General features: G+C 56.9%; 20 protein-coding genes. 19 read left to right on the top strand and 1 reads right to left on the bottom strand.

The window, feature by feature from the left end; genetic code table 11:
• The first annotated feature begins 85 nt into the window (after positions 1-85).
• A complete protein-coding gene (locus tag KVT34_RS07855; protein ID WP_217558021.1) occupies positions 86-1,072 on the top strand; it encodes a cation diffusion facilitator family transporter in 987 nt (328 codons plus the stop codon).
• 105 nt (positions 1,073-1,177) lie between these two features.
• Here KVT34_RS07855 and KVT34_RS07850 read toward each other — a convergent pair whose 3' ends face one another.
• On the bottom strand, positions 1,178-6,889 hold the full coding sequence (locus tag KVT34_RS07850; protein ID WP_217558020.1) for a beta strand repeat-containing protein: 5,712 nt from the start codon (positions 6,887-6,889) through the stop codon (positions 1,178-1,180).
• Positions 6,890-7,309: 420 nt separating this feature from the next.
• Here KVT34_RS07850 and KVT34_RS07845 point away from each other — a divergent pair, with 420 nt between their 5' ends.
• The 18 genes from KVT34_RS07845 to leuS all read left to right on the top strand — a co-directional run bounded on the left by KVT34_RS07845 (position 7,310) and on the right by leuS (position 24,354).
• Positions 7,310-8,185: a DUF421 domain-containing protein gene (locus tag KVT34_RS07845; RefSeq protein WP_217558019.1), complete on the top strand. Its 876-nt coding sequence runs from the start codon at positions 7,310-7,312 to the stop codon at positions 8,183-8,185.
• Between the two features lie 18 nt (positions 8,186-8,203).
• On the top strand, positions 8,204-8,680 hold the full coding sequence (gene spoVAC, locus KVT34_RS07840) for a stage V sporulation protein AC (protein WP_217558018.1): 477 nt from the start codon (positions 8,204-8,206) through the stop codon (positions 8,678-8,680).
• Positions 8,680-9,696, top strand: coding sequence for a stage V sporulation protein AD (gene spoVAD / locus KVT34_RS07835; protein ID WP_217558530.1), 1,017 nt, complete (start codon positions 8,680-8,682; stop codon positions 9,694-9,696). The genes spoVAC and spoVAD overlap by 1 nt, the downstream gene beginning before the upstream one ends.
• A gap of 2 nt (positions 9,697-9,698) precedes the next feature.
• A complete protein-coding gene (gene spoVAE / locus KVT34_RS07830) occupies positions 9,699-10,049 on the top strand; it encodes a stage V sporulation protein AE (RefSeq protein WP_042230191.1) in 351 nt (116 codons plus the stop codon).
• A gap of 305 nt (positions 10,050-10,354) precedes the next feature.
• Positions 10,355-11,320 (top strand): AAA family ATPase, encoded by a 966-nt coding sequence (locus KVT34_RS07825; RefSeq protein WP_009675380.1) that lies wholly within the window; start codon positions 10,355-10,357, stop codon positions 11,318-11,320.
• A complete protein-coding gene (locus KVT34_RS07820; protein WP_217558017.1) occupies positions 11,317-12,564 on the top strand; it encodes a DUF58 domain-containing protein in 1,248 nt (415 codons plus the stop codon). The genes KVT34_RS07825 and KVT34_RS07820 overlap by 4 nt, the downstream gene beginning before the upstream one ends.
• Entirely contained in the window at positions 12,557-14,824 is a 2,268-nt protein-coding gene (locus tag KVT34_RS07815; protein ID WP_217558016.1) for a DUF4129 domain-containing transglutaminase family protein, read from the top strand. Before KVT34_RS07820 ends, KVT34_RS07815 begins: the two co-directional genes overlap by 8 nt.
• Before the next feature lie 265 nt (positions 14,825-15,089).
• The gene (locus KVT34_RS07810) at positions 15,090-15,590 is read left to right on the top strand and encodes a YqeG family HAD IIIA-type phosphatase (protein WP_036739818.1); all 501 of its coding nucleotides are present in this window, start codon (positions 15,090-15,092) and stop codon (positions 15,588-15,590) included.
• A gap of 87 nt (positions 15,591-15,677) precedes the next feature.
• Positions 15,678-16,793: a ribosome biogenesis GTPase YqeH gene (gene yqeH / locus KVT34_RS07805; RefSeq protein WP_217558015.1), complete on the top strand. Its 1,116-nt coding sequence runs from the start codon at positions 15,678-15,680 to the stop codon at positions 16,791-16,793.
• 86 nt (positions 16,794-16,879) lie between these two features.
• The gene (gene aroE / locus KVT34_RS07800) at positions 16,880-17,749 is read left to right on the top strand and encodes a shikimate dehydrogenase (RefSeq protein ID WP_217558013.1); all 870 of its coding nucleotides are present in this window, start codon (positions 16,880-16,882) and stop codon (positions 17,747-17,749) included.
• 14 nt (positions 17,750-17,763) lie between these two features.
• Entirely contained in the window at positions 17,764-18,060 is a 297-nt protein-coding gene (yhbY, locus tag KVT34_RS07795; protein WP_042230182.1) for a ribosome assembly RNA-binding protein YhbY, read from the top strand.
• 118 nt (positions 18,061-18,178) lie between these two features.
• Positions 18,179-18,766 carry a nicotinate-nucleotide adenylyltransferase gene (gene nadD, locus KVT34_RS07790; protein ID WP_217558012.1) on the top strand — a complete coding sequence of 196 codons (588 nt, stop codon included), beginning with the start codon at positions 18,179-18,181 and terminating at the stop codon, positions 18,764-18,766.
• The gene (gene yqeK / locus KVT34_RS07785; RefSeq protein WP_217558011.1) at positions 18,756-19,322 is read left to right on the top strand and encodes a bis(5'-nucleosyl)-tetraphosphatase (symmetrical) YqeK; all 567 of its coding nucleotides are present in this window, start codon (positions 18,756-18,758) and stop codon (positions 19,320-19,322) included. Before nadD ends, yqeK begins: the two co-directional genes overlap by 11 nt.
• Before the next feature lie 133 nt (positions 19,323-19,455).
• The gene (gene rsfS, locus KVT34_RS07780; protein ID WP_042230178.1) at positions 19,456-19,803 is read left to right on the top strand and encodes a ribosome silencing factor; all 348 of its coding nucleotides are present in this window, start codon (positions 19,456-19,458) and stop codon (positions 19,801-19,803) included.
• A complete protein-coding gene (locus tag KVT34_RS07775; protein WP_217558010.1) occupies positions 19,800-20,684 on the top strand; it encodes a CvfB family protein in 885 nt (294 codons plus the stop codon). The genes rsfS and KVT34_RS07775 overlap by 4 nt, the downstream gene beginning before the upstream one ends.
• 1 nt (position 20,685) lies before the next feature.
• Positions 20,686-21,474, top strand: coding sequence for a class I SAM-dependent DNA methyltransferase (locus KVT34_RS07770; RefSeq protein WP_217558009.1), 789 nt, complete (start codon positions 20,686-20,688; stop codon positions 21,472-21,474).
• A gap of 137 nt (positions 21,475-21,611) precedes the next feature.
• Positions 21,612-21,743, top strand: a complete 132-nt coding sequence (locus tag KVT34_RS32345) for a hypothetical protein (protein WP_255246841.1) — start codon at positions 21,612-21,614, stop codon at positions 21,741-21,743.
• 163 nt (positions 21,744-21,906) lie between these two features.
• Positions 21,907-24,354, top strand: coding sequence for a leucine--tRNA ligase (gene leuS, locus KVT34_RS07765; protein WP_217558008.1), 2,448 nt, complete (start codon positions 21,907-21,909; stop codon positions 24,352-24,354).
• The last annotated feature ends 144 nt before the right edge of the window (positions 24,355-24,498 follow it).

Here is a 24,498-nt window from a genome sequence, read left to right as displayed (position 1 = left end):
CGTCCCGCGTATGGATGATTTGGCGGAATGGTTTCGTGGTAACCTATCCCTAAACAACCTTTTACTTAGGAGGATTTATTTTCTTATGAGCCCGGATGCTGAACGCACGAATTGGCTGGAATTGATCAAGAAAGGCAATATGTCTTCGGCTACGGCGGCCTTGGGCAATACGATAATTGCCATCGTAAAAGGTATCGCCGCATCGCTCACGGGCAGCGGTGCCATGTTCGCGTCCACCATGCACTCCATTGCGGATGCCGTCAATCAGATGTTCGTATTTACCGGAAGCGTACTTGCGGAGAAAAAGGCGACCCGCCGATTTCCGACGGGTTTCGGACGCGTCATCAATATCTTCTGCATGATTGCGGTTCTCGTCGTCACCTTCATGGCCTACGAAACGATAAGAGAAGGGCTGCACCTGCTGCAGTATCCGGCCGAATCGCACGGATTTTGGCTGAATCTTTCGGTTCTGATCCTGTCGATCGCAATTGACGGCTTCGTGCTGGTCAAGGCGATGAAGGAGGTCATCAAGGAGTCCAGGGCGGATGCGTCCGGTTTTGGAATCGTCAAGGCTTCCTTCAAGCATGTGAAACGTGCGGCGCCTCCGACGCGGCTCGTCTTCTACGAAGATTTGGTTGCGACCACGGGTGCTCTGCTGGCACTTATTGCGGTGGTAGTTACTTCGCTTACGAATTTCAGTGCCCTTGACGGATTGATGACTGTCCTGATCGGGTTGCTTATGATATTCGTCGCATTCCGCGTCGGCTACGACAATATGGTCGGCCTAATCGGCGTATCCGCGCCTCCGGACGTGGAGGACAAGGTGTCCGCCCTTATCTTTTCCGAATCGCTGGTGACGGACATTTATCAGCTGCGCGTTCTACAGGAAGGCCGGTACTACCATGTGGAGGGCTTGATCGAACTGAAACCGGGCCTGACGCTTGCCGAAGCGGACGATATCAAATTCCGTGTGCGCGACAAGCTGCTGGGAGATCCCGATATCGCGGACGTTACCCTGGGGATTCTCGAAGACAACGGCGTGAAAGACTGGGTGCCCGCCGCCGACCGGTAACCGGTAACGGCCTCCGATCGAATCGTTTAAACCTTTTAAACCGTGGAAAAGATCACCAAAAAATCCCGGCCGGAGAAATCCGGCGGGGATTTTTTGGTGATTCGTTTATTCTTCCGTATCGTCTTCCAGGACGACGTTTAGAACGGTCGTTTCATTTGCGGCGATGATCAGTGTGCGCACGGCCGGTTGTTTGTCTTCGAGCGTATAGTGCGCGGAATAGAAACCGGGGGCCAGGTTAGTGGCCGTATACACGCCATTGGTACTGGTCGTCACGCTTCTCAGGAAGAGCCCGGATGGATCGAAGAGCTGAACGAACACGTTGGCTAAGAGCCGTCCGCTCCTGTCCGTTACCGTGCCCGTCAAAGTGCCGAACAAAGGGTTCAGCGCCACGGCTACAGGGGGAGGCGGAGTTCCGGCAGCCAGGGAGACCGCGGCCGACCTGGAGCCGAAGAGCTCGCTCGATACGGTGACCGTGTAACTTCCCGGGCGCAGGCCGCCCAGCAGGAACAGACCCGTTCCGTCGGCTAGCGTCCGGACGACCGGCGTTAAATTCTCGTTCACGATCTGGACGGAAGCGCCCGGAACCGGATTGCCGGTCGATTCGTCCAGAACGGCACCCGTAACGGCAAACGGCGAGTTCCCCGGAGAGAGAACGACATTCGGGGTAAAGCCGGGGACCACCGTTACCACCTGCTGGCTGTACGACAGGCCGGGCTTCTGCGCGATGACCGTGTAGTCCCCCGCGGCTATTCCGTCAGCCGTGAACTGCCCGGACGGGTCCGTGGGGACCGTCACGACCGGCGTGTTCCGGTCGTCGTAGACGTCCACCGCCGGAGGAGGCGGAAACACGGGAACGGTTGGCGGCGTCACGACTGTCCCGTTCAAATCGTTTGACGTCGGAGACAGCCGGGCGCTTACGCCCGTATTTTGTCCGGGGGCGGCAGAAAAGGCGTCCGTCTGCTGGCCGAAGCCCGCTAGGCTGAACACGACCGTGTAATTGCCGGCCGCAAGGCCGCCCAGTGTATAACGGCCGGCCGCGTCAGTCGTCGTATCCGTCAAGACGGTGCCGTACGTGTTGAGCTGGCGGACTTCCACAAGGACACCGGCAAGCGGTCTGGCGCCGGCGGCGCTAGTCACCGTGCCGGATAGAGAAGCAGGCAGCGGACTCAAGGCAAAGCTATAGTCGGTGTTCCGTCCGGGCGCCACCGGAGCACCGCCGTTTTGCGAGCCGAAACCGGCCGCTTCGGCTGTCACTTTATAATCTCCGGAACTGAGATTATTGAAGAGATAAAACCCGCTGCTGTCGGTTTGAACCGTATTAACCGGCACACCGGCCGCATCTTCGATCCGGACGTCCGCTCCCCTCAGAGGGGCCGAAGTAACACGGTCGATGACGAAGCCGCTGACACTGCCGGGTGACGGCTCCAGCGGGACGGTGACGGCCGTCGTCTGCTCGGGACGGAGCACGACACCGAGGGAGGTGCTGCCGAAATCTTCACCGGTAACGCTCAGCGTATAGGCACCGGCGGTTACGTTGTCGATCGTAAAATTTCCGCTTAGTTCGGCAACCGATTGATCGACCGTCTGGCCGGCCGCATTCAGCAGAGTGACCATGCTTCCGGGTACGGGAGCGAATCCGTTCCGGTTAATGATATTGCCGGTCAGGAGCGAATTTTGCAGGGTCAAAACGAGCGTAACGGTGTCCGCCGAACCGGCAGTAACCTTGACGAGCACGGAGGCGGAAGCGAAGCCCGGAGCGGATGCCGTAAGGACATAGCTGCCGGGAGCCAGTTCCGGCGTTGTAAAGCGCCCGTCTGCGTCGGCCAAGTAAGCGAACAGGAGAATCCCCGCTTCGTTGAAGATCTTGACCTGGGTTTCCGAACCGGTCAGGATAGCGCCCGAGAGGTCCGTTACGCTGCCCGTCACTACGCCGCTTAGGGGCCGGAGAGCCAGGCTTGCTGCGGTTTCCCGATCGCTGACTACGACGGCTCCGGCCGTACCTGCCGCGAATCCCTTCGCTTCCGCCACCACGGTATAAGCACCCGGAGAAAGACCGCTTACGAAGAAATTTCCGAATAGGGAACTCGTAGCTGTCGCAATAAGAAGGTTGCTCACGTCGGCGCTGCGGATCAATACAGTCGCGGAAGGAAGCGGGCTTCCGTCCGAAGCGTTCGTGATTTGACCGCTGACGGACCCTGGATCGGGGACGAGGCGGATGTCGATTCCCGTCAAATCCACACCGGGAAGGGATGCGACGCCGAGGACTACGGTCGAGAATCCGGGAGCCGAAGCCACAAGAAAATGATTGCCTGCGGGAATGTTGTCGACGACATAAGCGCCGCTTGCATCGGCATAACCCGTTCCCAGCAAGGTTTCATTCCCGTCCAAAACCCGGATGACCGCCGTATCCACAGGGCTGCCCGCGGTATCTGTGATGCGGCCCGTGAGCACCGACAACAGCGGCGATAGAGTAAGCGTCACGCTTGATTCCTGTCCGGCTTCCACGACTGCGCCCGCTTTCGCGACGGCGTAGCCCGGCGGTGTTGCCGTCACGATATAGGCCCCCGGTGCGAGGGAGTCGAATCGGAATGTTCCGTCCCCCGCGGTCACCAGCTCTTCTGCGATCAGCAAATTGTTCCGGTCGTAAATTTGGATCACGGTCCCGTCCACGGCGGGGAAGATCGCACCGTTGACCGATCCTGGAAGCGGGAGAAGACTGAGACCGGTAGTCGTCGTTTGACCGGAGCTCACAATGGCCCCGATGCTGCCCTGCTGAAAACCCGTTTGGGAGGCGGTGACGATGTACGTGTCGGGTGCCAGGCCCTCTGCCCTGAAATAACCGCTGCTGTCGGTAAGAACGGTAGCGATCAGCGTCCCCGTATAGTTGCTGATCCGGATGGAGGCGCCGGAAATGCCCGTGTCCGTCCCGGCGGCTGTTACCGTTCCGCTGATCTGTCCGGGGCTCGGAATCAGACCCGCGCGGATCGTCGTTGTCTGTCCGGCGGCGATCAGGAAGCTGACGAGATTCGTCTGAAAGTCGGTGGAGGACACGATCGCCGTATAACTGCCGGGTGCCAGGTTAGGAGCCGTAAATGTGCCGAACTGGTCCGTAAACAAACTCTGGATCACAAGTCCGTTCGTGTCCACAATGCGTACCGCAACGGGAATATCCGCGAGGAGCTGGTTAGTGGAGGCATTGTATACCGTTCCGGCAACAACTCCCGGTAAAGGCTCCAGGTTAAAGGAAACGGTGGTCGTCTGTCCGGCGGTCGTACTGAAACCTTTAATCTGAGTCTGGAGCCCGTCGGCAAAAACGGCAGCCGTATAAGTTCCCGGCGCCAGCTCCTCCAGTACGAAAGTGCCGTCGGCGGAAGTAATCGTCCGCCCGATCACACTGTTGTCCGACTGACGCACCACGAGGACCGCTCCCTGTACGGGCGACGTCCCCGCTGTAACGGTTCCCGTTAAAGTGCCGGGCTGAGGAGTCAGGGCGAAATCGACCTCGACAATTTGTCCGGGCTGGATAAAGGCACCGATCAGTTGGCGCTGGTAACCCGGTGTTTCGGCTCGGACCATGTAGGAACCGGGAGCGAGTCCGTGAATGTCGAACCGCCCGTTCTGGTCGGTATTCAGCGTGGCGACGACAAAACTGTTCATGAAAATGTGGATTACCGCATTTTCCAAAGGGTTCCCGTTCAGGTCCGTCACAATTCCGGTAACGGAACCGGCCAACTGCTGCAGCGCGATATCCAGCACGCTTTGGGCGCCGGGCGCAATCGAAACACCTGTCGTCTGGCTGGCATACGCGGTTTCGCTGAATGTGACCGTATAATTGACCGGCTGCAGACTGTTGATGACGTAAGTTCCACCGGCATCGGTTACCGCGGTTGCCGCGGTTATCCCTTCTATCGTGACGACACGGACGATGGCGCCGGTTAGCGGTACACCGGACAAAGCGTCCGTTACCTGGCCGGTAAGCGTGCCCGGCGCGGGGTTTAAGCCGATATTGACGGTTGCCGTCTGACCCGCACGGACCGCTGCTCCGGCAATATCCGTCGTGAAGGAGGGCTCGCTTGCGCGGATGCGGTAATTGCCCGGCGCGAGGCTGTTTATCGCATACGAACCGTCCGCGGCGCTGACAGCGTTAGCGATCTGCTGGCCTCGTTCGTTCAACGCTTCCACGAGCGCTCCGGCAAGTGGAGCTCCCGACCCCGAGACGGTGATCACTCCGCTTACGGTACCCGGCAGAGCCGCGAGGTTAAACGAAGCGGATACGCTTTGCGCCGGCTGAAGCTGCAGGGTATCCACCTGGGATTGGAAGCCATTCGCGGTCGCGATTACGGTATACGTTCCGGCGGGAACCGAGAGCTGGTATTGTCCCGCCGCGTCGGCAGTCGTTTCGGTGACGATGGCGCCGAACGGGGATTTGACGCGGATACCGGCTCCGGGAAGAACGTTTCCCGCTTGATCGGCAACGCTGCCGCTCAGAGCGGCCGGCTGCGGCCGCAGGGTGATGTCCAGCGGAGTGACGGTCCCGGCTTTAACCGTTACAGGTACGGTTTGGGCAGCGAAACCGGCAAAAGAAACCGTGAGAGCGTAAGTTCCCGGTGCCAGATTGGAAAAACCGTACGCCCCTCCGGTTCCGCTCGTTTGGTTGACGGGCGCCTGATTCTGGGCGTTTGTAAGCTGCAAGGCGGCGCCGGCAAGGGGCAGTGCGGTCATCCCGTTGTATACGGTGCCGGTGACGCCTCCCGCCGTTACGACCGCAATAGAGTTTGCTGCCGGTCCGGCTGCTATCGTCTGTCCGGTCAGACTGTCGAATCCGGTTCCCGCGGCTGTATTCAGGATGCGGCTGCCGTTTCCGGCGGTCAGGAAAGCTCCCTGCACGGTGAAAGTCAGCGTCACGGTCTGACCGGGCGCAATATTTCCCGCGTTCCAACTGATTGTGCTGCTCAGCGGATTCACTGTGGAGAGGCCCTGTGTAACGCCGGAGACGGTCAGGGAGGACACCGTGTCGAGTCCGAACACATCGGTAACCAGCACGGCGTTGGCCTGGCTTTTCCCCTGGTTCGATATCGCGAGGGTTCCCGTATAGGAGCCTACCTGTCCGGCCTGGACGCTTGATCCCGGGGTAGAAGTCAAGGTTTTGGTCAGGACGAGTCTGGCTTGCGCGTTAAACCCTTGGGGCGCAACAGGGTCGCTGAACCCCGAGGTGAACGTGCTGCCTACGGGAATCAGAAAATCCTTGTTGAAATTGTTATTGTTCGCGGAGCTGAAAAAAATAAACTGGAGAGGCGTCTGGCTCGTAATCCCGAGCGCTCCGAACAGAACGGAAGCCGGTATGAAAAAGTCGAGAAAATAATTTTCATTTCCGCCGAAACGGGACCCGTCTCCGGTCGGTTTCACCCGCGCCAGATCGAAATTGATAATCGGGCGCGTATAGGCCGGCGTCCCTTTTCCGTCAATGCCTTCGGCCGGGTCGTTAAAGGTGTTCGGCACTTTAATTTTATTTTCGATGAGATCGATACTGGCATTCTGGCCGTTGACGGCAAGAACCCATTCGTAAGTGGCGGGATCGCCGTCGGTATTGAAAAGAACCCCCCAGGCAAAGTTATCGAACCCGGTTTTGGCGCGGGGGTCTCCGTTCAGCCTCAAACGGAAATAGACATAAGTCGTGTCGTATGAAACATAAGCGGCGGGAAACTGGGCATTCCCGACGATATCCGTGCTGGCCGGACTCACATCCGCAACCGGATCGCTTACGGGAACGCCGTTTAAAGTCACCGGGAAAAATTGACTGTCGTTGGGAAAAGACAAGAGGAAATTCCTCCTTCTGATTTTTGGATGTCCGCCTTTTATCTTATGTACGTCTGTGTGTTTGCGCTGGGGAAAAGCCTCCTTTTCTTATAAAATAGGCGGATCGGCCTTCACCTTTCGAACAATCATTTGCTTGACTGGACGCATATAATGGGGTATTCCTGAATATTCCATGTTCGAAATCTCGCTTGAAGGAGAAACGGCTGTGAACCTGAACTTGCTGATTGTAGTACTCGTTTTGTTTGTACTGCTTGTGGCGATTTTGTTTCTTATCTGATAACGGATCACCTGAAAACGGCTTCTGCGAAGAAGGCCGTTTTCTTGTTTTTCCAAGGCCTTCCTTTCATACCTATGCCCTTTGCGGACATGCTAAAGAGAGTCATGCAATCAACTGCTCTGGTTAAGAGAGGAGGCTAAGCCGTGGAAGGTATTGGTGTCATTGTGCTGCGGTCGCTCGGTGCGATCGCCATGCTTTTTGCCATCACCCGTATTTTGGGCAAGAAGCAAATTTCCCAGCTTTCTTTTTTTGAATATGTAACGGGTATCACCCTTGGAGAATTGGCAGGCTTCTTGTCGACCGATATTGAAGCCCATTACTTGCACGGAGTGGTCGCGCTCGGGATTTGGTTTGTGGTTCCTTTTCTCCTTGAACTCACGACGCTGAAAAGCAAATGGCTCCGCCATTTTTTTGAAGGAAAAGGAACGGTCGTCATCCGTAACGGACGTGTTCTGGAACATCATTTGAAGAAGGAGCGGTACACGGCCGACGAACTGATGGAACAGCTCCGCACGAAGAGTGTTTTTCAGGTGGCGGACGTCGAATTCGCCATGCTGGAAGCGAGCGGGGAACTCAGCGTCCTGCTCAAAAAAGAAAAGCAGCCGCTTACGCCCGGCGACCTGGGGCTGAAGATGGGCCCGGACAAGCTTCCCCACACGGTCATTGTGGACGGGGTTGTGGACGAGAGCGAACTGGCAGCCTCCTCGCTTACAAGGGAATGGTTAAATAAACAATTGGCTAAAATAAACGCGACCGCGGATAATGTTTTTCTCGCTCAGATAGGCGATCAGAATAAGCTGTACGTCGATTTGTACGATGATTCAAAAGGAATCAGCCTGGAGAAGCCCCAGGTGGAACTGATCTCCACACTCCGCCAGTGTACGGCAGATCTCGATTCATTTGCGAATTCCGCTACCGATCTCAACGCCCGGATTAAGTACGAGCAGACGGCTTCGGCCCTGCGGGATGCGCTAAAGCAGCTGTCCGGCGGCGGGAAAAGTACAAACGGAACGGAATAAGAAGAGGGGGACAGGCAAGTGGCCAATCAGAAAAAGAAAAACGCGACATTAACCCAGCAGCAGTACCAGGCTATCGCGAAAAAAAACGAACCGAAGAGACCGGTCGTCGCCAACTGTATCCGCGCCTTCGTTGTGGGCGGTTTTATATGCATTATCGGTCAGGCGCTTATGATGCTGTTTGAGAAAGTGTTCGGCTTCAGCAAGGAAGCCGCTTCGAACCCTACGGTGTCAGTCCTGATTCTCATTTCCGTTATCCTGACCTGCCTCGGCGTGTACGACAAAATCGCCCAGTGGGCCGGGGCGGGAACGGCCGTGCCGGTAACGGGCTTCGCCAACTCGATGTGTTCGGCTGCCATTGAGCACCGTAGCGAAGGACTCGTTCTCGGCACCGCCAGCAATATGTTCAAGCTGGCCGGCTCCGTTATCGTGTTCGGCGTGGTGGCCGCCTTCTTCGTCGGCATTTTCACTCTGATCTTTGGAGGCGGGGCACATTGATTATTCGAAAAGGTCAATCCTGGGAGTTCCGGAAGCCTCCGGTTCTGATCTCCACCGCCACGGTTGTCGGGCCGGATGAGGGCGAGGGGCCCCTCGCCCTCGATTTCGATCTCATTCACCACGACAACACCTTAAAGCAGAAGAGCTGGGAAAAAGCCGAGAAGGCGCTTATGGAAGACGCGGCCAATCTCGCGATCAAGAAAGCCGGTCTGCAGAAGGATCAGATTCAGTTCTACGTCGGCGGCGACCTCATGAACCAGATTATTTCCAGCAGCTTCGCCGCCCGGACGCTGGCCATTCCTTACCTGGGCGTCTTCGGCGCTTGTTCCACCTCGATGGAAAGCCTGGCCGTGTCTTCGCTGATCGTAGCCTCGGGAGGAGGAGACTACGTCCTGAGCGGCACGTGCAGCCACAACTGCACCGTGGAGAAGCAGTTCCGTTATCCGACGGAATACGGCTCCCAGAAGCCCCCCACGGCCCAGTATACGGTAACAGGCGCGGGAGCAACCGTCGTGGCCGAGAAAGGCACGGGGCCCGTCGTTACGTCCGCCACGATCGGCAAGGTGATCGACATGGGGATTACGGACCCGTTCAACATGGGCGCCGCGATGGCGCCGGCGGCAGCCGATACGATCACCGCTCATTTCCGGGACTTAAAGCGATCCCCCGACTATTACGATCTTATCGTAACGGGCGACCTCGCCACCGTAGGCTTTCAGATCGTGAACGAGCTGCTGAAGGAGCAGCGGATCGCGATGAACAGCACCACGTTCAGCGATTGCGGCCTCATGATCTACGACATCGAGAAGCAGGGCGTGCAAGCGGGAGGCAGCGGCTGCGGCTGCTCGGCCGTCGTCACTTACGGCCACCTGCTGAAAAGAATGGAGCAGGGCGACATTCGCCGCCTGCTGGTCGTCGCCACCGGCGCCCTGTTGTCCCCGCTGTCGTATCAGCAGGGGGAATCGATTCCCTGCATAGCGCATGCCGTTGCGATAGAAAGACAGGAGGGACTCTAATCATGCAGTTTTTATGGGCATTTCTCGTCGGCGGGGCCATCTGCGTCATCGGTCAGCTGCTGCTTGATCTGGGCAAACTGACACCGGCTCATACGATGACGACGCTCGTTGTGGCCGGAGCGATCCTTGACGGCTTCGGGCTGTACGAGCCTCTCGTCCGTTTTGCGGGAGCCGGCGCCAGCGTACCTATCACCAGCTTCGGCAACGCGTTGGTGCACGGCGCCATCAAAGAAATCCAGACAAGCGGCTGGATCGGCATCGTAACGGGGATTTTCAAAGTCACGAGCGCCGGTATTTCGGCGGCGATCATCTTCTCGTTTCTCGCCGCATTGTTTGTTCGTCCCAAAGGCTGAAACGAAAGCCGAAATCGACACTCCGTTTTTCTGGAAACGGGGTGTTTTTTCGTTGTTTGGGAGTTGCCGTTTCCTCTCTCATCTCTCTGTCATCCGCCTGTCATTCATTCGTAATCCTGCCGTCACTGCACCGTCATCCTCCCGTAACAAAACTCGGAGACGTTTGCTCCTTTTAGCTTCTTTTCCACCAACTGTCGGTTTTTTAATAAATTTAGAAGGGGTTTTGTTGTACTCGCTTTCTACTTTCCTGTAATATAAAAAATAGGACTTCAAACCCTTTTTATCCGAAGGAGGATTCGTACCGAATGGCTGCTGTGTCCCAACCTCATATGAGTGAGATTTCCAGAATCAGATCCAATTTGGATTCATGTATATTAGGCAAAAGCGAAGAAATCATGCTGCTGTTAACCGCACTTCTTGCCGGCGGTCACGTACTTCTCGAAGATGTGCCCGGGACGGGGAAGACGGTTCTCGTCAAATCCCTCGCCCGCTCCATACAAGGCCAATTCCGCCGGATTCAGTGCAATCCGGACCTGCTGCCGACGGATATTACCGGCGTTTCGATCTATCATCCGAAGAATGAAGCTTTCTTTTTCCGCCCCGGTCCCGTTATGGCCAACATTCTGCTTGTCGATGAAATCAACCGCGCCACTACCAAAACCCAGTCGGCTCTCCTGGAAGCGATGGAAGAGCATCACGTGACGGTAGACGGCGAGATGTACCCGCTTCCGCGTCCGTTTATGCTTCTTGCGACCCAGAATCCGATCGACTTCGAAGGCACGTATCTGCTCCCGGAAGCCCAGCTTGACCGGTTTATGATCAAATTCAGCCTGGGGTACCCCGACAGCGCGACGGAGCTTCAAATGATCGCTTCGCAAAGCAAGGAGCACCCCATGGAACAGCTGCATGAAGTTGTCGGTGCGGAACAGATTCTCAGCATGCAGGAAGAAGTGCGATCGGTCTACCTCGACGAAGGCATCGCGAAGTATCTGGTGGATATTACACGCAGCACCCGCGAGCATCCGGCCGTTGAGCTGGGAGCCAGCCCGCGCGCTACGCTGGCCCTCGTGCAGGCTTCGAAGGCTTACGCGTACTTGAACGGCCGCGACTATGTCCTCCCGGACGATGTGAAATATTTGGCCCCTTATGTTCTGGGGCACAGGATTATTCTTTCTTCGGAAGCCCGGATGGAAGGAGAAACCTCCCGTTCCGTCTTCGCTTCGATACTGGCGCATACGAAAGTGCCCGTCAGGCTGGAGAAAGCGAAATGAGGCTTTTCAAACCTACCGCGGCTCAGAGGGGAAGACAGGCTACCCTGATTTTATCCTTCCTGTTCTTTGCCAGCCTGATGTTCCTGCTCTTTCAGGGCGGTAAGCTCGCATCCACGCTGTTTGCAGTCGTATGCCTGCTCTCCGCTTATCTGGTTCTCGGCAAATGGAGCGGCATCCGCCGGACGCAGGCGGTGCGTGAAATATCGGCGGCGGACGGAACCGGTAAGGTTCAGGCGGGGCAGTCCCTGCAGATCAAGCTTAAAATCCAGGTTCCCGGCGTATGGCCCATCCCGTACCTGCTCATCGAAGACGAGCTGGTGCGAAGCAGCGGGGAGCGAACCGTAATGAAAGGTTCCGTGGTCTTGAACTGGATGCGCAGAGGAGAGTTCGTTTACAAAACGCCGCCCTTGCGCCGGGGCCATTATTCCCTGGAACGCGCGGAGTTCGCGACGGAAGACGTCTTCGGGCTCTACGAGCACAAAGGCAGCGTTCACCTGCCGTACGGCTTTGTCGTGATGCCCCAAATGATCGAGATCCGCCACTGGGCGCAGTTTTCCCAATCCCCGCGAGGGGCAAGGCATCACTCCGTAACCGCTAGGATGCAGCGGGAAACGACGCAGATCAACGGCGTGAGGGAGTACATTCACGGGGACAGGCTTTCACGGGTCCACTGGAACGCCACGGCGCGTACGGGCACGTGGAAGTCGAAGGAATTCGAGCGGGAAACGCTCCCGAAGATGGTCATCGTACTCGACCGGAGCAAGCAGAATTACGGCAGTCCCGCCGAATTCGAACTGGCGGTTTCCGTCGCCGCTTCCCTGCTGCATTTCGGCACCCGGAGGAACATTGCGGTAGGGCTCGTTTCCTCCGGCCGCGAATCCCTGATGGCCGTGCCCAAGACGGGTGGCCGCCATGAGGACGCCCTGATGGATCACCTGGTGGAAGTGGAGCCGGATGGCTTCCGTCCGCTGCAGCAGGCGGTCAACAACGCGGACGGCATGTTCTCGCCGGGAGCTTTGGTGGTGTATATCACGCCGGCGAAGAACTCCGATCTCCTGTCGCTGCTCCACTGGTCCGACAAACAGCGCATGCTCGCCTGTCACCTGTGCATCTGCGGCGCCAAAGGGAGCCCTGCGGACGTGTGGGTTCGCCGCCTGCAGAGCCTCGGTTTTATGGGCTACGGCGTGCACACGCTGGCGGAGCTGCCGGCTGTGCTGGGAGGAGGGACGAAGATCTATGCGTAGCATCTGGAACGTGATCCGGTTTATGGCCGGCGAAGACGGAACGAAGAAATGGATGGCCCTCTTCGTCCTGCTGTTTTTATTCCAGTTCACCGGATGGATTTCCCGCGAGGACGGATTGTGGCTGCCCGAAACTCTGAAAGCCGTAAACTGGACGCTGATTACCGTCTGCGCGACGTTCTTCATCCCGCGGATTCACCATCTGGTCAGGGAACTTTTGCAGATCGTCCTGGTATTGGTCGTTCACGCGGTTGTGCTCCAATACCGGTTTGTCCCCATGTCTCAGATGGGCGGTCCGATGGAGTGGTTTCAGGCCAACGTTTCGCAATTATTCCCTTATTTATGGTTCGGACTGGCCGCCTGGTGGGTGTTCCTGATGGCCATGTGGGCGTCCCGGTCGAAACTGTGGATTTCTTTTATCGTCATTTTGGCCATTTTGTTTTTCGGGGTCCGCGATTCGTTCAGCACCCTGCAGTTATGGCCGCAGGTTGCGGCGGTTATATTTAGCGGATTGTGCATGCTAGTCGTGCGTCATTTATCCCAGCTCAAAAATAAAGCGCCCGAGAGCTGGAAGCGGCTCTCGGACAATCCCGGCCCGCTGATCGTGCCGGTCGTGCTGATTATCGCCCTAACGCTCACCCTGGGTGCGCTCGTACCGGCGGTCGATCCGGTTCTCACCGATCCGTATACGGCCTGGCGGCAGTATAACGGCGAGGCGGTGACCTTCCTGCCGAGCAGCGACGATTCCGGACGGACGATGGTGCAGGACCCCAACGATCCGCTGCTGAAATCGTCGGGTTACAGCCGCAACGACGCGCAGCTCGGCGGACAGTTCCAATACGATTACACGCCCGTTTTCACAGTCGACACGACGAGCCGCACGTATTACCGCGGGGAAACCCGGGCGCTTTACACCGGCAGCGGCTGGGAAGCGAGTCCGGCGGACAGACGTGCCCGCCAGACCTCGGTAGATTCGAGCGGCAAACTTCCCGCGGATACCGGCATCGACACGTCCAAGCTGAAGACCGAAGAAGTGAAGCAGACGGTCAAAATGCGCAGCAACGAAGTATACCCGGTGCTGTTCGGGGCTTATCCGATGTCGAAGGTCGACATTCAGGAGGAAGGTTCCGACGGCACACGCACCGATCCGGCGCAGCTGGGATCTCTCCGGTGGTCCGCTCGTCAGGCGGAGCTGCGGTTTAACGCGAAATCGAACTACCCGAAGCAGTACGAGCTCGTATCCAACATCCCGCTGCTCGATTTAAGCGGGCTCAAGAAAGTCGATATGAGCAGGCTGAACCGGTCCGAATGGAACGATTATCTCCAGCTTCCCGACCGGCTGCCCGAGAGGGTAACGGAGCTTGCCAAAGAAGTGACGAAGGAAGCTCCGAGCGCCTACGAGAAAGTGCATGAGCTGGAGCTTTACTTGTCCAGCAAGTATCCGTATACGAACACCCCCGACGTATCCAAGGGGAAAAGCAAAGATTTCGTCGACCGCTTCCTGTTCGAAATCCAGGAAGGCTACTGCGACTACTATTCGTCGGCGATGGTCGTGATGACCCGGTCGCTCGGCATTCCGGCCCGCTGGGTCAAAGGCTACGCATCGGGTTCTTCCGATAACAGCCGTCCGGCCGGTATCGGAAACCTGAGGGGCGGCATGTCCGATCCCGACGCCGAGGGCACCTACACCGTCCGCAATTCAGATGCCCACTCCTGGGTGGAGGTATATTTCGAGGGCTACGGCTGGCTGCCGTTCGAGCCGACCGCCGGATTTTCGCTGCCGCAGTCATATGCGCCCGAAACGTCGACATCCACCGAGATGCCGACTCCGGCGCCGGCCGAGACGAAGACGGCCCAGGCTCAGTCCGGCGCGGCCCCTTGGGTCCGTTACGTGCTGTATACACTCAGCGGCCTCGTTCTGCTCACGGCTGCCGTCGTAACGGCTATCCGGCTGAGCGGCGGCAAGAAACTGCTGCCCCTGCTTGGACGTGATCCCAAAGCGGTCAATTACGCGCAGGGGGTTATCCAGGAGGTCAACCGGCTTCTGCGGTACGGAAGGCGCAAAGGGTACGAACGGTTCGAGCATGAAACGTTCCGGGAAGCCGCTTCCCGCTGGATGACCCAGAGCTACTGGCTGGCCGGCGAACTTTCGCCGGTTCTCGCGATGTTCGAGAAGGCCAAGTACAGCCGGTCGTCCGTGACCGAGCAGGATCTGGAGGCCGTCCAGGGCCATGTGAAACGACTGCGCGAGCAGATGAAATAAGACCGGCACGCACCGATGGGCCGGATTCACAGCATAAGCTGCAGGCTGTTTTCCGATAACCGGAAGACGGCCTTTCTTTTTTCCGGCAGAGAGAATTTCGGGCCGGCTTTCGCAGGTGAATGGAACGGGCGGCCGCAAGGGAATGCTGAGAATACGGGATTTTCCCGTACGGGCACGCCCTGAAACGCTTCCTTTTTCTTTTTGCAAGGAATTGGGCATGTATGGTATAGTTCCTATAGATTCGAAAGAGGTTGGGGTGACGCTGTTGTTTAAAAAACTGGTGCCGAAACAATTCGTGCAGACGATTTACGATATCAATCTGGAGGAGCTTTGGCAGAGCGGAATCCGCGGAATCATCACGGATCTCGACAACACGCTTGTCGGTGCCAAGGTGGCCGATGCGACACCGGAGCTGGTGAATTGGCTCGGGCATGTGAAGCAGCTCGGTTTCAAGGTCGTCATCGTATCGAACAACCAGGAAACAAGGGTATCCACATTTGCCCTGCCGCTGTCTATCCCGTTCATTCATGCCGCGCGCAAACCGACGAACACGGCCTTTCGCAAAGCATTGGCACTGATGGATACAACTGCAGAGCAGACGGTTGTGATCGGTGATCAGATGCTGACAGACGTGCTGGGAGGGAACCGGCTCGGTTTATATACGATTCTTGTTGCGCCTATCTCCATCCATGATGAAGGTTTCTTTACACGAATCAACCGGCGCATCGAGAAGCTGGCCAACAATTACATCTCGAAGAATAAATAAAGCTTTCCTTCACGGGAAAGCTTCACTTTGCTTGCGGGGGAACAACGCTTAGCGGAAAGCTCCCGCCGTTTATTTTAAGGAGGATTCATGACTCAGGAAGAAGTTATTCATTGCGGAGGCTGCGGTGTCAAGCTTCAGCTCGAAGATCCTCATGCGCTCGGGTACATCCCGGCGCAGGCTCTCGAGAAAGAACCGGTTATTTGCCAGCGCTGTTTCCGCATCAAGAATTATAATGAAGCGTCGAGCATTACGCTCAACCAGGACGATTTTCTGAAACTGCTCGGGCACGTGGGGCACAAAGAAGCGCTCGTCATCAATATCGTCGATATTTTCGATTTCGAGGGCAGTTTGATCAGCGGTCTGGCCCGTTTCGTCGGAGGCAACCCGATCATACTGGTCGTCAACAAAATCGACCTGCTACCGAAAGTGACCAACTGGAACCGGATCGTGAACTGGGTCCGCAAGCAGGCGAAGGAACAAGGATTGAAGGTTGTGGAGGTTGTTCTGTGCAGCGCCAAGAAGAACATGGGATTCGACCGGGTTCTTCAGGCGGTGGACGAACACCGGAACGGCAAAGACGTCTACGTCGTCGGAGCGACTAACGTGGGCAAGTCCACGCTCATCAACCGGCTTATTTCCGATTACAGCGATCTGGATTCGGAGCTGACCACCTCCCAATATCCGGGCACGACGCTCGATATGGTGGAGATTCCGCTGGATGACGGACATTTCATCATCGATACGCCGGGAATCGTGTACAAGCACCGCCTGACGGAGCTTGTTTCCAAGAAAGACCTGGGGAAGCTGATGCCGGGCAAGCCGCTCAAACCGATGGTGTATCAATTGAACGAAGGACAAACTCTGTTTTTCGGGTCGTTGGCCCGGTTCGATTTTGTCCGCGGCGAGCGCCAGTCGTTTACGATTTACTCTTCTGGCGCCATACCCATCCATCGCACGAAGCTGGAAAAAGCGGACGAGCTGTACGCGAACCACAAAGGGACTTTGCTTACCCCGCCTGTGGTGAAAGATCTGGAAGAGCTTCCGCCTCTCGTTAAACAAACGATTCACATTTCGAAAGGTAAAAAGCTCGATGTTCTGATCTCCGGCCTCGGCTGGATCAAAATTAACAGCGAAGCGGGCGCGGAACTGGCCGTTCATGTCCCGAAAGGCGTTAAGATCGTCCAGCGCGATTCGCTTATTTAAACCGGACCGGCCCTGGCATGCCGGGCGTTTAATGTTTTGGCAGGCAGGTCTGGCACCTAAACGATTGCACGGGGGAGAAACCGACCATGGGTAACAAGCCGTCTTTGGACAGCGGTACGATTTTGTACGGAGTATTCGGAGATCCGGTGCGGCACTCCCGCTCTCCGATTATGATGAACCGGGCCTTCGGCGAAACGGGGATCAACGGAGCGTATGCCGCGTTTCACGTGCTGCCGGAGCAGCTGGAGAAGGCCGTTGCCGGTATCCGAGCGCTCGGTTACGGCGGAGTCAACGTGACGATCCCGCATAAAGTCAACGTGATGAAGTATCTCGACGAGATCGATGCGGATGCGCAGGCCCTCGGCGCCGTGAACACCGTCGTCAACCGCGACGGTAAACTGATCGGCTACAACACGGACGGAATCGGGTATGTCCGTTCGCTTAAAGAAGAGACGGGCATAGATCTCCGCGGCAAAAAAGTGCTGCTGATCGGAGCGGGCGGAGCGGCCCGGGGGATTTCATATGCCCTTGCGAAGGAAGGTCCTTCGTTTATCGCCATCGCCAACCGGACGGCGGAGAAAGCTCAGGAGCTCGCCTCTACCGTTCGCGCCGAAACAAGCGCTGTCGGCATGGGGCTTCACGAATTAGGAAACATTATCAGTGACGCGGATCTGATCATCAACTCGACTTCATCGGGCATGTACCCGAATATCGAAGAGATGCCTTTGGATCTGGACGGTCATTCTCTCCGGGAAGGCGCGGTTGTCAGCGATCTCGTTTACAACCCGCTGGAAACCCGTTTTTTGAAAGAAGCTAAAGCAAAAGGCGCCGTCATTCACGGCGGACTCGGCATGTTTATTTACCAGGGGGCCTACGCGTTCGAATACTGGACCGGCGTCCCTGCGCCTGCAGCGGCGATGCGGCAGGCCGTAGAGCAATCATTTATCGGGAATTGAGGGAATCAGAAGTTATGCTAACAGGAAAACAAAAGAGACATCTGCGCTCACTGGCGCACCATTTGAATCCGGTCTTTCAAGTAGGAAAAGGCGGAGTAAACGAGCATCTGATCCAGCACATCGTGGAAGCGATCGAGGTTCGGGAATTGATGAAAATCTCGGTGCTCAACAACTATGAGGCGGACTGCAAGGAAGTTGCCAGAGAACTGGCGGAAGGCGCGGGCGCCGAGGTGGTTCAGGTTATCGGACGTACGATCGTCCTCTATAAAGAATCGCGCGATAACAAACAGATCGAACTGCCGAAGTCCTAGACTGATCAGGGGTTTGTTTCAGTAAGATACCGGGCATGAGCGGCCGGTTTTATAACGGCTTGCAACCAGCTTTCGGATCTGTGGAAAATAACGGCGGACCGCCGGAGGAGGTGGCGACATGCGGATAGGAATCATGGGCGGGACCTTCGATCCTGTGCATACCGGCCACCTGGTGGCGGGGGAATGCGCGCGTGCCGCCTGCGGGCTGGACGAAGTATGGTTTATGCCCGCCAACGTGCCGCCGCATAAACCGAACGCCCCCAAGGCTTCGGCTGAGCAGCGCTGGGAGATGGTGTGCCGCGCCGTGTCGGACAATCCCGCTTTCCGGCCGTTCGATCATGAGCTCCGAAAAGGCGGGGTTTCGTACTCCGTCGATACGATCCGGGAACTGAAAGCCGGGTACCCGGAGCACGAATTTCATTATATTATCGGGGCCGACATGGTCGAGTATCTCCCCAAATGGCGCGAAATCGGAGAGATCATGAAAATGATCGGCTTCATCGGTCTTCAAAGGCCGGGCTTCGAGCTTCAACCGGAGGCGCTTCCGGCGTTCATCCGGCCGGGCGTCCGTCTGGCTCCGATGCCGCTGCTGGACATTTCCTCCACGGATATCCGGACCCGGAGGCGGGAAGGCCGTTCCGTCCGCTATCTCGTCACGGCTCCCGTACACGATTATATCGAAGGGATGGGTTTGTATGAATCGTGAAGAGATGATGAAGACTGTAAAAGAGGAAATGCCCGAAAAACGGTGGCGGCATACACTCGGCGTCATGGAAACGGCCGTTATCCTGGCCCGGAGATTCGGCGCGGATGAGGAGAAGGCGGAACGGGCCGCGATTTTGCACGATGTGTGCAAATACTGGCCCGTTGAGAAGCAGGCCGACGCGATTCGCGAGAGCGGATTTCAGACGGACGTTCTTTCCTACGATAAAGAACTTTGGCATGCTCATGCCGGGGCTTGGATCGCTTCCGCCCGGTTCGGCGTGAAGGACGAGGATGTGCTGAACGCGATCCGCTATCATACATCCGGTAGGGAAAACATGTCCATCCTGGAGAAGGTCGTCTGTCTGGCCGATTATATGGAACCCGGAAGGGATTTTCCCGGCGTGGACAAGATCCGCGAGCTGGCGGATACGAGTCTGGAACGGGCTTTGCTGGCCGGATTGGACTCTACGCTTTCGTTCCTTTTGCAGAAGGGAAGACGCGTTTACCCGCTCACCGTGCTTACGCGCAACCGTTTAATCCTCGATTTAGACGTGTAATATTGGGTGATAAGAGCATTTGATTAACGGAATGAACGAACCGAATGATAACGAACGGAATTAAATAGAGGGTGTACATGCTGGTTAACGTGAACGATTTTCGATCCCGTCCAGCAAGAAGGAGGATGATGGAATGACAGTAAATCCGGAACAGTTGATGAATCTGGTTGTGGATGCGGCAGAAGACAAGAAAGCCATTAACGTGGTGGCTCTGGACCTTCAGGAAATTTCCCTGGTGGCCGATTATTTCGTGATTTGCAACGGTAACTCGGAGACGCAGGTGCAGGCTATCGCTACGGAAATCCGTAAAAAAGCGGATGAGCACGGTGTAACCGTCCGCGGCCTGGAAGGCTTTGATACCGCACGCTGGGTGCTTGTGGATCTGGGAGACGTCGTGGTCCACGTGTTCCACCGGGACGACCGGGAATACTACAACATTGAGCGTCTCTGGTCCGACGCAAGGGTTGTGGAACGCGTATGAGTCTGGAAGCGGGAACTCTCGTCACGCTTGATGTAACGAGAGAAGTATCGCCGTACGGTTACTTCGTAACCGACGGGGAACGGGAAGTTCTGCTCCCGTATGCGGAAACGAACAGGAAACTGAAAGCCGGCCAGCAGGCCGAAGTTTTCATATATTACGATTCGGAAGACCGTATGGCCGCGACGATGAACCGGCCGATGCTGCTTCTCGGAGAATTGGCGCTGCTTGAGGTCGTGGACCTGCATCCGCGCTTTGGAGCCTTTCTGGAAATGGGCATCGGCCGGAATCTTCTGCTGCCGTTCAAGGAAATGCCGGAGCTTCACGAACTTCGCCCTCAAGTAGGGGACAAAGTATTCGTGACGATGGATCATGACCGCCAGGGAAGATTGGTTGCACGCCTTGCCGGTGAAGATGTTCTCTCCGAACAATGTTTTCCGGCCCCGCAGGCCTGGAGAAACCAGTGGCTGAACGCGCGCGTGTACAAACCTCTGCAAATGGGCACGTTCGTCGTCTGCGACGGAGGCGTCGTCGGCTTCGGAGTCATCGGACTGATCCCCTCGACGGAGCGTTCTCGCCTTCTCAGAGTCGGGGAGGAAGTCAGCGTAAGGGTTACGTACATCCGTGAAGACGGACGCGTGAATCTGTCGATGCGGCAGCCGAAGGAAAAAGGACGGGACGAAGACGCCGAGCGGGTTCTGGCGGTTCTCCGCGAACGTCCGGGCGGCGCCATGCCTTATTCGGACCAGACCGAGGCGGATTTGATCAAATCCAAGTTCGGCATCAGCAAGTCCGCTTTCAAACGCGCGCTTGGCAAGCTGATGAAGGATGGCCTGGTGTACCAGGAGGAAAACTGGACGTATCTCAAGCAAGAGGAGAACTGATATGTCGTATCGTGATTTTGCTTATACGTACGACCGGTTGATGGAAGACATGCCTTACGAGGCGTGGATTTCTTATGCCCGGCAGGCTTGGGAGTCTTACGGCATCCGTCCGGAAACCGTTGTCGATCTCGGCTGCGGTACGGGAAACATTGCCGTCCCCCTTGCGAAGCTCGGCTGCAAAGTCGTCGGAATCGACTTGTCCGACGACATGCTGGCCGTTGCCCGGCATAAAGCCGAAGAAGCGGCCGCGAGCGGAGCGAAACCGGACATCCTGTGGCTGCAGCAGGACATGCGCGACTGGGAGCTGCCGGAGCCGGCCGACACCGTCATCTCCTTCTGCGACTGCTTCAATTATCTCCTCGAGGAAGAGGAGATAATTGAAGCTCTGGAGCAGGCGTACCGGGGGCTGCGGGGCGGCGGCGTACTGCTGTTCGATGTCCACGGCCCGGCCCAGTTCGAGGAGTACGCTTCCCTGCAGCCTTTCGTCTTCGACGAAGAGGATGTGGCGTACCTGTGGACCTGCGAGCTCGACGAGGAACGCACGGAAATCGAGCATGCGCTGACGATTTTCGTCCGTGAGGACGCTTCGTCCGCTCGCGGCGGGGAGCCGCTTTTCCGGCGCATCGAAGAGACTCACAGACAGCGTGCGTACGATCCGCGCTGGCTGAAGGAAAGGCTGGAGGCGGCGGGCTTCGAGGGCATCCGGATTTCCGCCGATTTCGACTGGAATGCGGAGTTTTCGCCGGATTCCCGCAGACTTTTTTACGCGGCCCGCAAGCCTCTTGCCTAAAAACAGCGCTTTACTTGACAAAGAGCTTCAATATTGCCTATAATCATTACAAATTTGTGTAATCGCACCAGCTATGAAGAGGATCAACCCTTTGCACGCATGTTTCCAGAGAACCGGCGGTCGGTGGAAGCCGGTACATGATGAAGGCGAGCTCACCTCCGAGCCGGAAGGCGAACCGCAGTACGGCCGTTTCCTTGCAGCTGTGCCTGTCATCCGGCAGGAAGCCGGACGGAAGCGAAGATGTACTGCCCAGTAACCGGACCGTCTAGCCCGCGTTAAGGGACTTGAGTGAACAACCGGCAAAGCATGCCGTTTGTTAACTAGGGTGGTACCACGGGGAATATACAACCTCTCGTCCCTAGCCGTAAGAGCTAGAGACGGGAGGTTTTTTGGTTGCGATGATAGATGATAACGTCAGGAGGACCTACACACATGGCACATGAAAAAGAACAGCAGGGCTATAACCCTCAGGTAATCGAGCCTAAATGGCAGAAATACTGGGACGACAACCAAACCTTCCGGACATCGGAAGAAGCGGGTAAACCGAAATTTTACGCGCTCGATATGTTTCCGTATCCGTCCGGCGCAGGACTTCACGTAGGCCACCCGGAAGGGTACACGGCTACCGATATCGTTTCCCGCTTTAAGCGCATGCGCGGCTTTAACGTCCTCCATCCGATGGGTTGGGACGCCTTCGGTCTGCCGGCCGAACAGTACGCGCTCGACACAGGCAATGACCCGCGCGAGTTTACGAAGCAGAATATCGAGAATTTCCGCCGCCAGATCAAATCGCTGGGCTTCTCGTACGATTGGGAGCGCGAAATTTCCACGACGGATCCCGAGTACTACAAGTGGACCCAATGGATTTTTATCCAGCTGTACAAAAAAGGCCTCGCTTACGTGGACGAAGTTCCCGTGAACTGGTGTCCCGCGCTCGGAACCGTTTTGGCCAACGAGGAAGTGATCGACGGCAAAAGCGAACGCGGAAACCATCCTGTCATCCGGAAGCCGATGCGCCAGTGGGTGCTGCGGATTACCGAGTACGCCGAACGCCTTCTGGAAGACCTCGAGGAGCTGGACTGGTCCGAAAGCATCAAGGATATGCAGCGCAACTGGATCGGCAAATCCAAAGGGGCGGAAGTCACTTTCGCTATCGACGGGCATGAAGGAGACAGCCTGACGGTCTTTACGACGCGTCCGGATACGCTTTTCGGAGCGACCTACTGCGTCCTGGCTCCGGAGCATGAGCTGGTTGCCAAGATTACGGCGTCCGGGCAGGAAGCCGACGTGAAAGCGTACCAGGAGAAAGCCGCACGCAAAAGCGACCTGGAGCGTACGGACCTGGCCAAGGAAAAGTCCGGAGTGTTTACCGGCGCTTATGCCGTTAACCCCGTGAACGGCGCCAAGCTGCCGATCTGGATCGCGGACTACGTGCTGGCCGGTTACGGAACAGGCGCCATCATGGCTGTACCGGGACACGACGAACGTGACTGGGAATTCGCCAAGCAGTACGACCTGCCGATCATCGAAGTCGTACAGGGCGGCAACGTGCAGGAAGCCGCTTATGACGGCGAAGGTCCGCACGTGAACTCCGGCTTTATCGACGGAATGGGCAAGGAAGAGGCTATTGCGTCCATGATCGCTTGGCTGGAGGAGAACGGCAAGGGCAAGGGCAAAGTAACGTACCGCCTGCGTGACTGGCTGTTCAGCCGTCAGCGCTACTGGGGCGAACCGATTCCGATTCTCCATCTCGAAGACGGAACGATGAAAACCGTGCCCGAAGACCAGCTTCCGCTTCTGCTTCCGCAAGTCGAGCACATCAAGCCGTCCGGAACCGGCGAATCTCCGCTTGCCAACGTGGAAGAATGGGTAAACACGGTCGATCCCGAAACGGGCATGAAAGCCCGCCGCGAGACGAATACGATGCCGCAATGGGCGGGAAGCTGCTGGTACTACCTGCGCTTTATCGATCCGCGCAACAACGATGCAATCTGCTCCCCCGAGAAGCAGAAGGAATGGCTGCCGGTCGATCTGTATATCGGCGGAGCGGAACATGCGGTTCTTCACCTGCTTTACGCGCGCTTCTGGCATAAAGTGCTTTACGATCTCGGCGTGGTCCAAACGAAGGAGCCGTTCCACAAGCTCGTCAACCAAGGGATGATTCTTGGCGAGAACATGGAGAAAATGTCCAAATCCCGCGGCAACGTTGTGAATCCCGACGATATCGTCAATGAATTCGGTGCCGATACCCTGCGCATGTACGAAATGTTCATGGGGCCGCTTGAAGCGACGAAGCCTTGGAACACCAACGGCGTGGAAGGCTCCTACCGCTTCCTAAACCGCGTATGGCGTCTGTTCGTGGACGAGAACGGGGCATTGAGCAGTAAAATTTCCGAGGACGAAAAGGCCGGCGGAGACGCGTTCAAACGCACATGGCACCGTACGGTGAAGAAAATAACGGAAGATTTCGAAGCGCTCCGTTTCAATACCGCTATCAGCCAGTTGATGATTTTTGTCAATGAGGCTTATAAGACAGAAGCTTTGCCGAAAACAGCCGTGAAGCATTTTGTCCAAATGCTTTCTCCGCTCGCTCCGCATATTGCCGAAGAACTGTGGCAAAAGCTCGGCGGAACCGGTTCTATCACGTATGAAGCGTGGCCGGTTTACGATGAGGCCTGGACAGTGGACGACGAGGTGGAGATTGTCGTTCAAGTGAACGGCAAAATCGCCGATCGCGTAAAAGTCGCCAAAGATCTCGACGAAGCGGGCATGCAGGAGCTCGCGCTTGGCCTGGATAAAGTAAAAGAGCTGAGCGCCGGCAAAACCGTCCGCAAAATCATTGCCGTGAAAGGCAAGCTCGTCAACATTGTAGTCGGATAAACAACCCGACATTTAGGGGACCCGGCAGGTCCGCTCCCGTGAGGGAAACGGGAACTGCCGTCGGCCCTCCGGACAGCCCGAAACGGCGGAGCCGCCTTTCTTTTTCAGAAAAGCGGTCTTCGCCGTCGGACGGCCCCGGGAAAC

The sequence above is a fragment of the Paenibacillus sp. GbtcB18 genome (genome assembly GCF_019091125.1).
Classification (GTDB): domain Bacteria; phylum Bacillota; class Bacilli; order Paenibacillales; family NBRC-103111; genus Paenibacillus_F; species Paenibacillus_F chitinolyticus.
This window is presented reverse-complemented; position numbering and strand designations above follow the sequence as displayed.

Bases quoted from the DNA above. Each gene is read 5' to 3' on its own strand.
- KVT34_RS07855 (WP_217558021.1), top strand. From the start codon at position 86: ATGAGCCCGGATGCTGAACGCACGAATTGGCTGGAATTGATCAAGAAA.
- spoVAE (WP_042230191.1), top strand. From the start codon at position 9,699: ATGCAGTTTTTATGGGCATTTCTCGTCGGCGGGGCCATCTGCGTCATC.
- KVT34_RS07825 (WP_009675380.1), top strand. From the start codon at position 10,355: ATGGCTGCTGTGTCCCAACCTCATATGAGTGAGATTTCCAGAATCAGA.
- KVT34_RS07820 (WP_217558017.1), top strand. From the start codon at position 11,317: ATGAGGCTTTTCAAACCTACCGCGGCTCAGAGGGGAAGACAGGCTACC.
- KVT34_RS07815 (WP_217558016.1), top strand. From the start codon at position 12,557: ATGCGTAGCATCTGGAACGTGATCCGGTTTATGGCCGGCGAAGACGGA.
- yqeH (WP_217558015.1), top strand. From the start codon at position 15,678: ATGACTCAGGAAGAAGTTATTCATTGCGGAGGCTGCGGTGTCAAGCTT.
- aroE (WP_217558013.1), top strand. From the start codon at position 16,880: ATGGGTAACAAGCCGTCTTTGGACAGCGGTACGATTTTGTACGGAGTA.
- yhbY (WP_042230182.1), top strand. From the start codon at position 17,764: ATGCTAACAGGAAAACAAAAGAGACATCTGCGCTCACTGGCGCACCAT.
- nadD (WP_217558012.1), top strand. From the start codon at position 18,179: ATGCGGATAGGAATCATGGGCGGGACCTTCGATCCTGTGCATACCGGC.
- yqeK (WP_217558011.1), top strand. From the start codon at position 18,756: ATGAATCGTGAAGAGATGATGAAGACTGTAAAAGAGGAAATGCCCGAA.
- rsfS (WP_042230178.1), top strand. From the start codon at position 19,456: ATGACAGTAAATCCGGAACAGTTGATGAATCTGGTTGTGGATGCGGCA.
- KVT34_RS07775 (WP_217558010.1), top strand. From the start codon at position 19,800: ATGAGTCTGGAAGCGGGAACTCTCGTCACGCTTGATGTAACGAGAGAA.
- KVT34_RS07770 (WP_217558009.1), top strand. From the start codon at position 20,686: ATGTCGTATCGTGATTTTGCTTATACGTACGACCGGTTGATGGAAGAC.
- KVT34_RS32345 (WP_255246841.1), top strand. From the start codon at position 21,612: ATGATGAAGGCGAGCTCACCTCCGAGCCGGAAGGCGAACCGCAGTACG.
- leuS (WP_217558008.1), top strand. From the start codon at position 21,907: ATGGCACATGAAAAAGAACAGCAGGGCTATAACCCTCAGGTAATCGAG.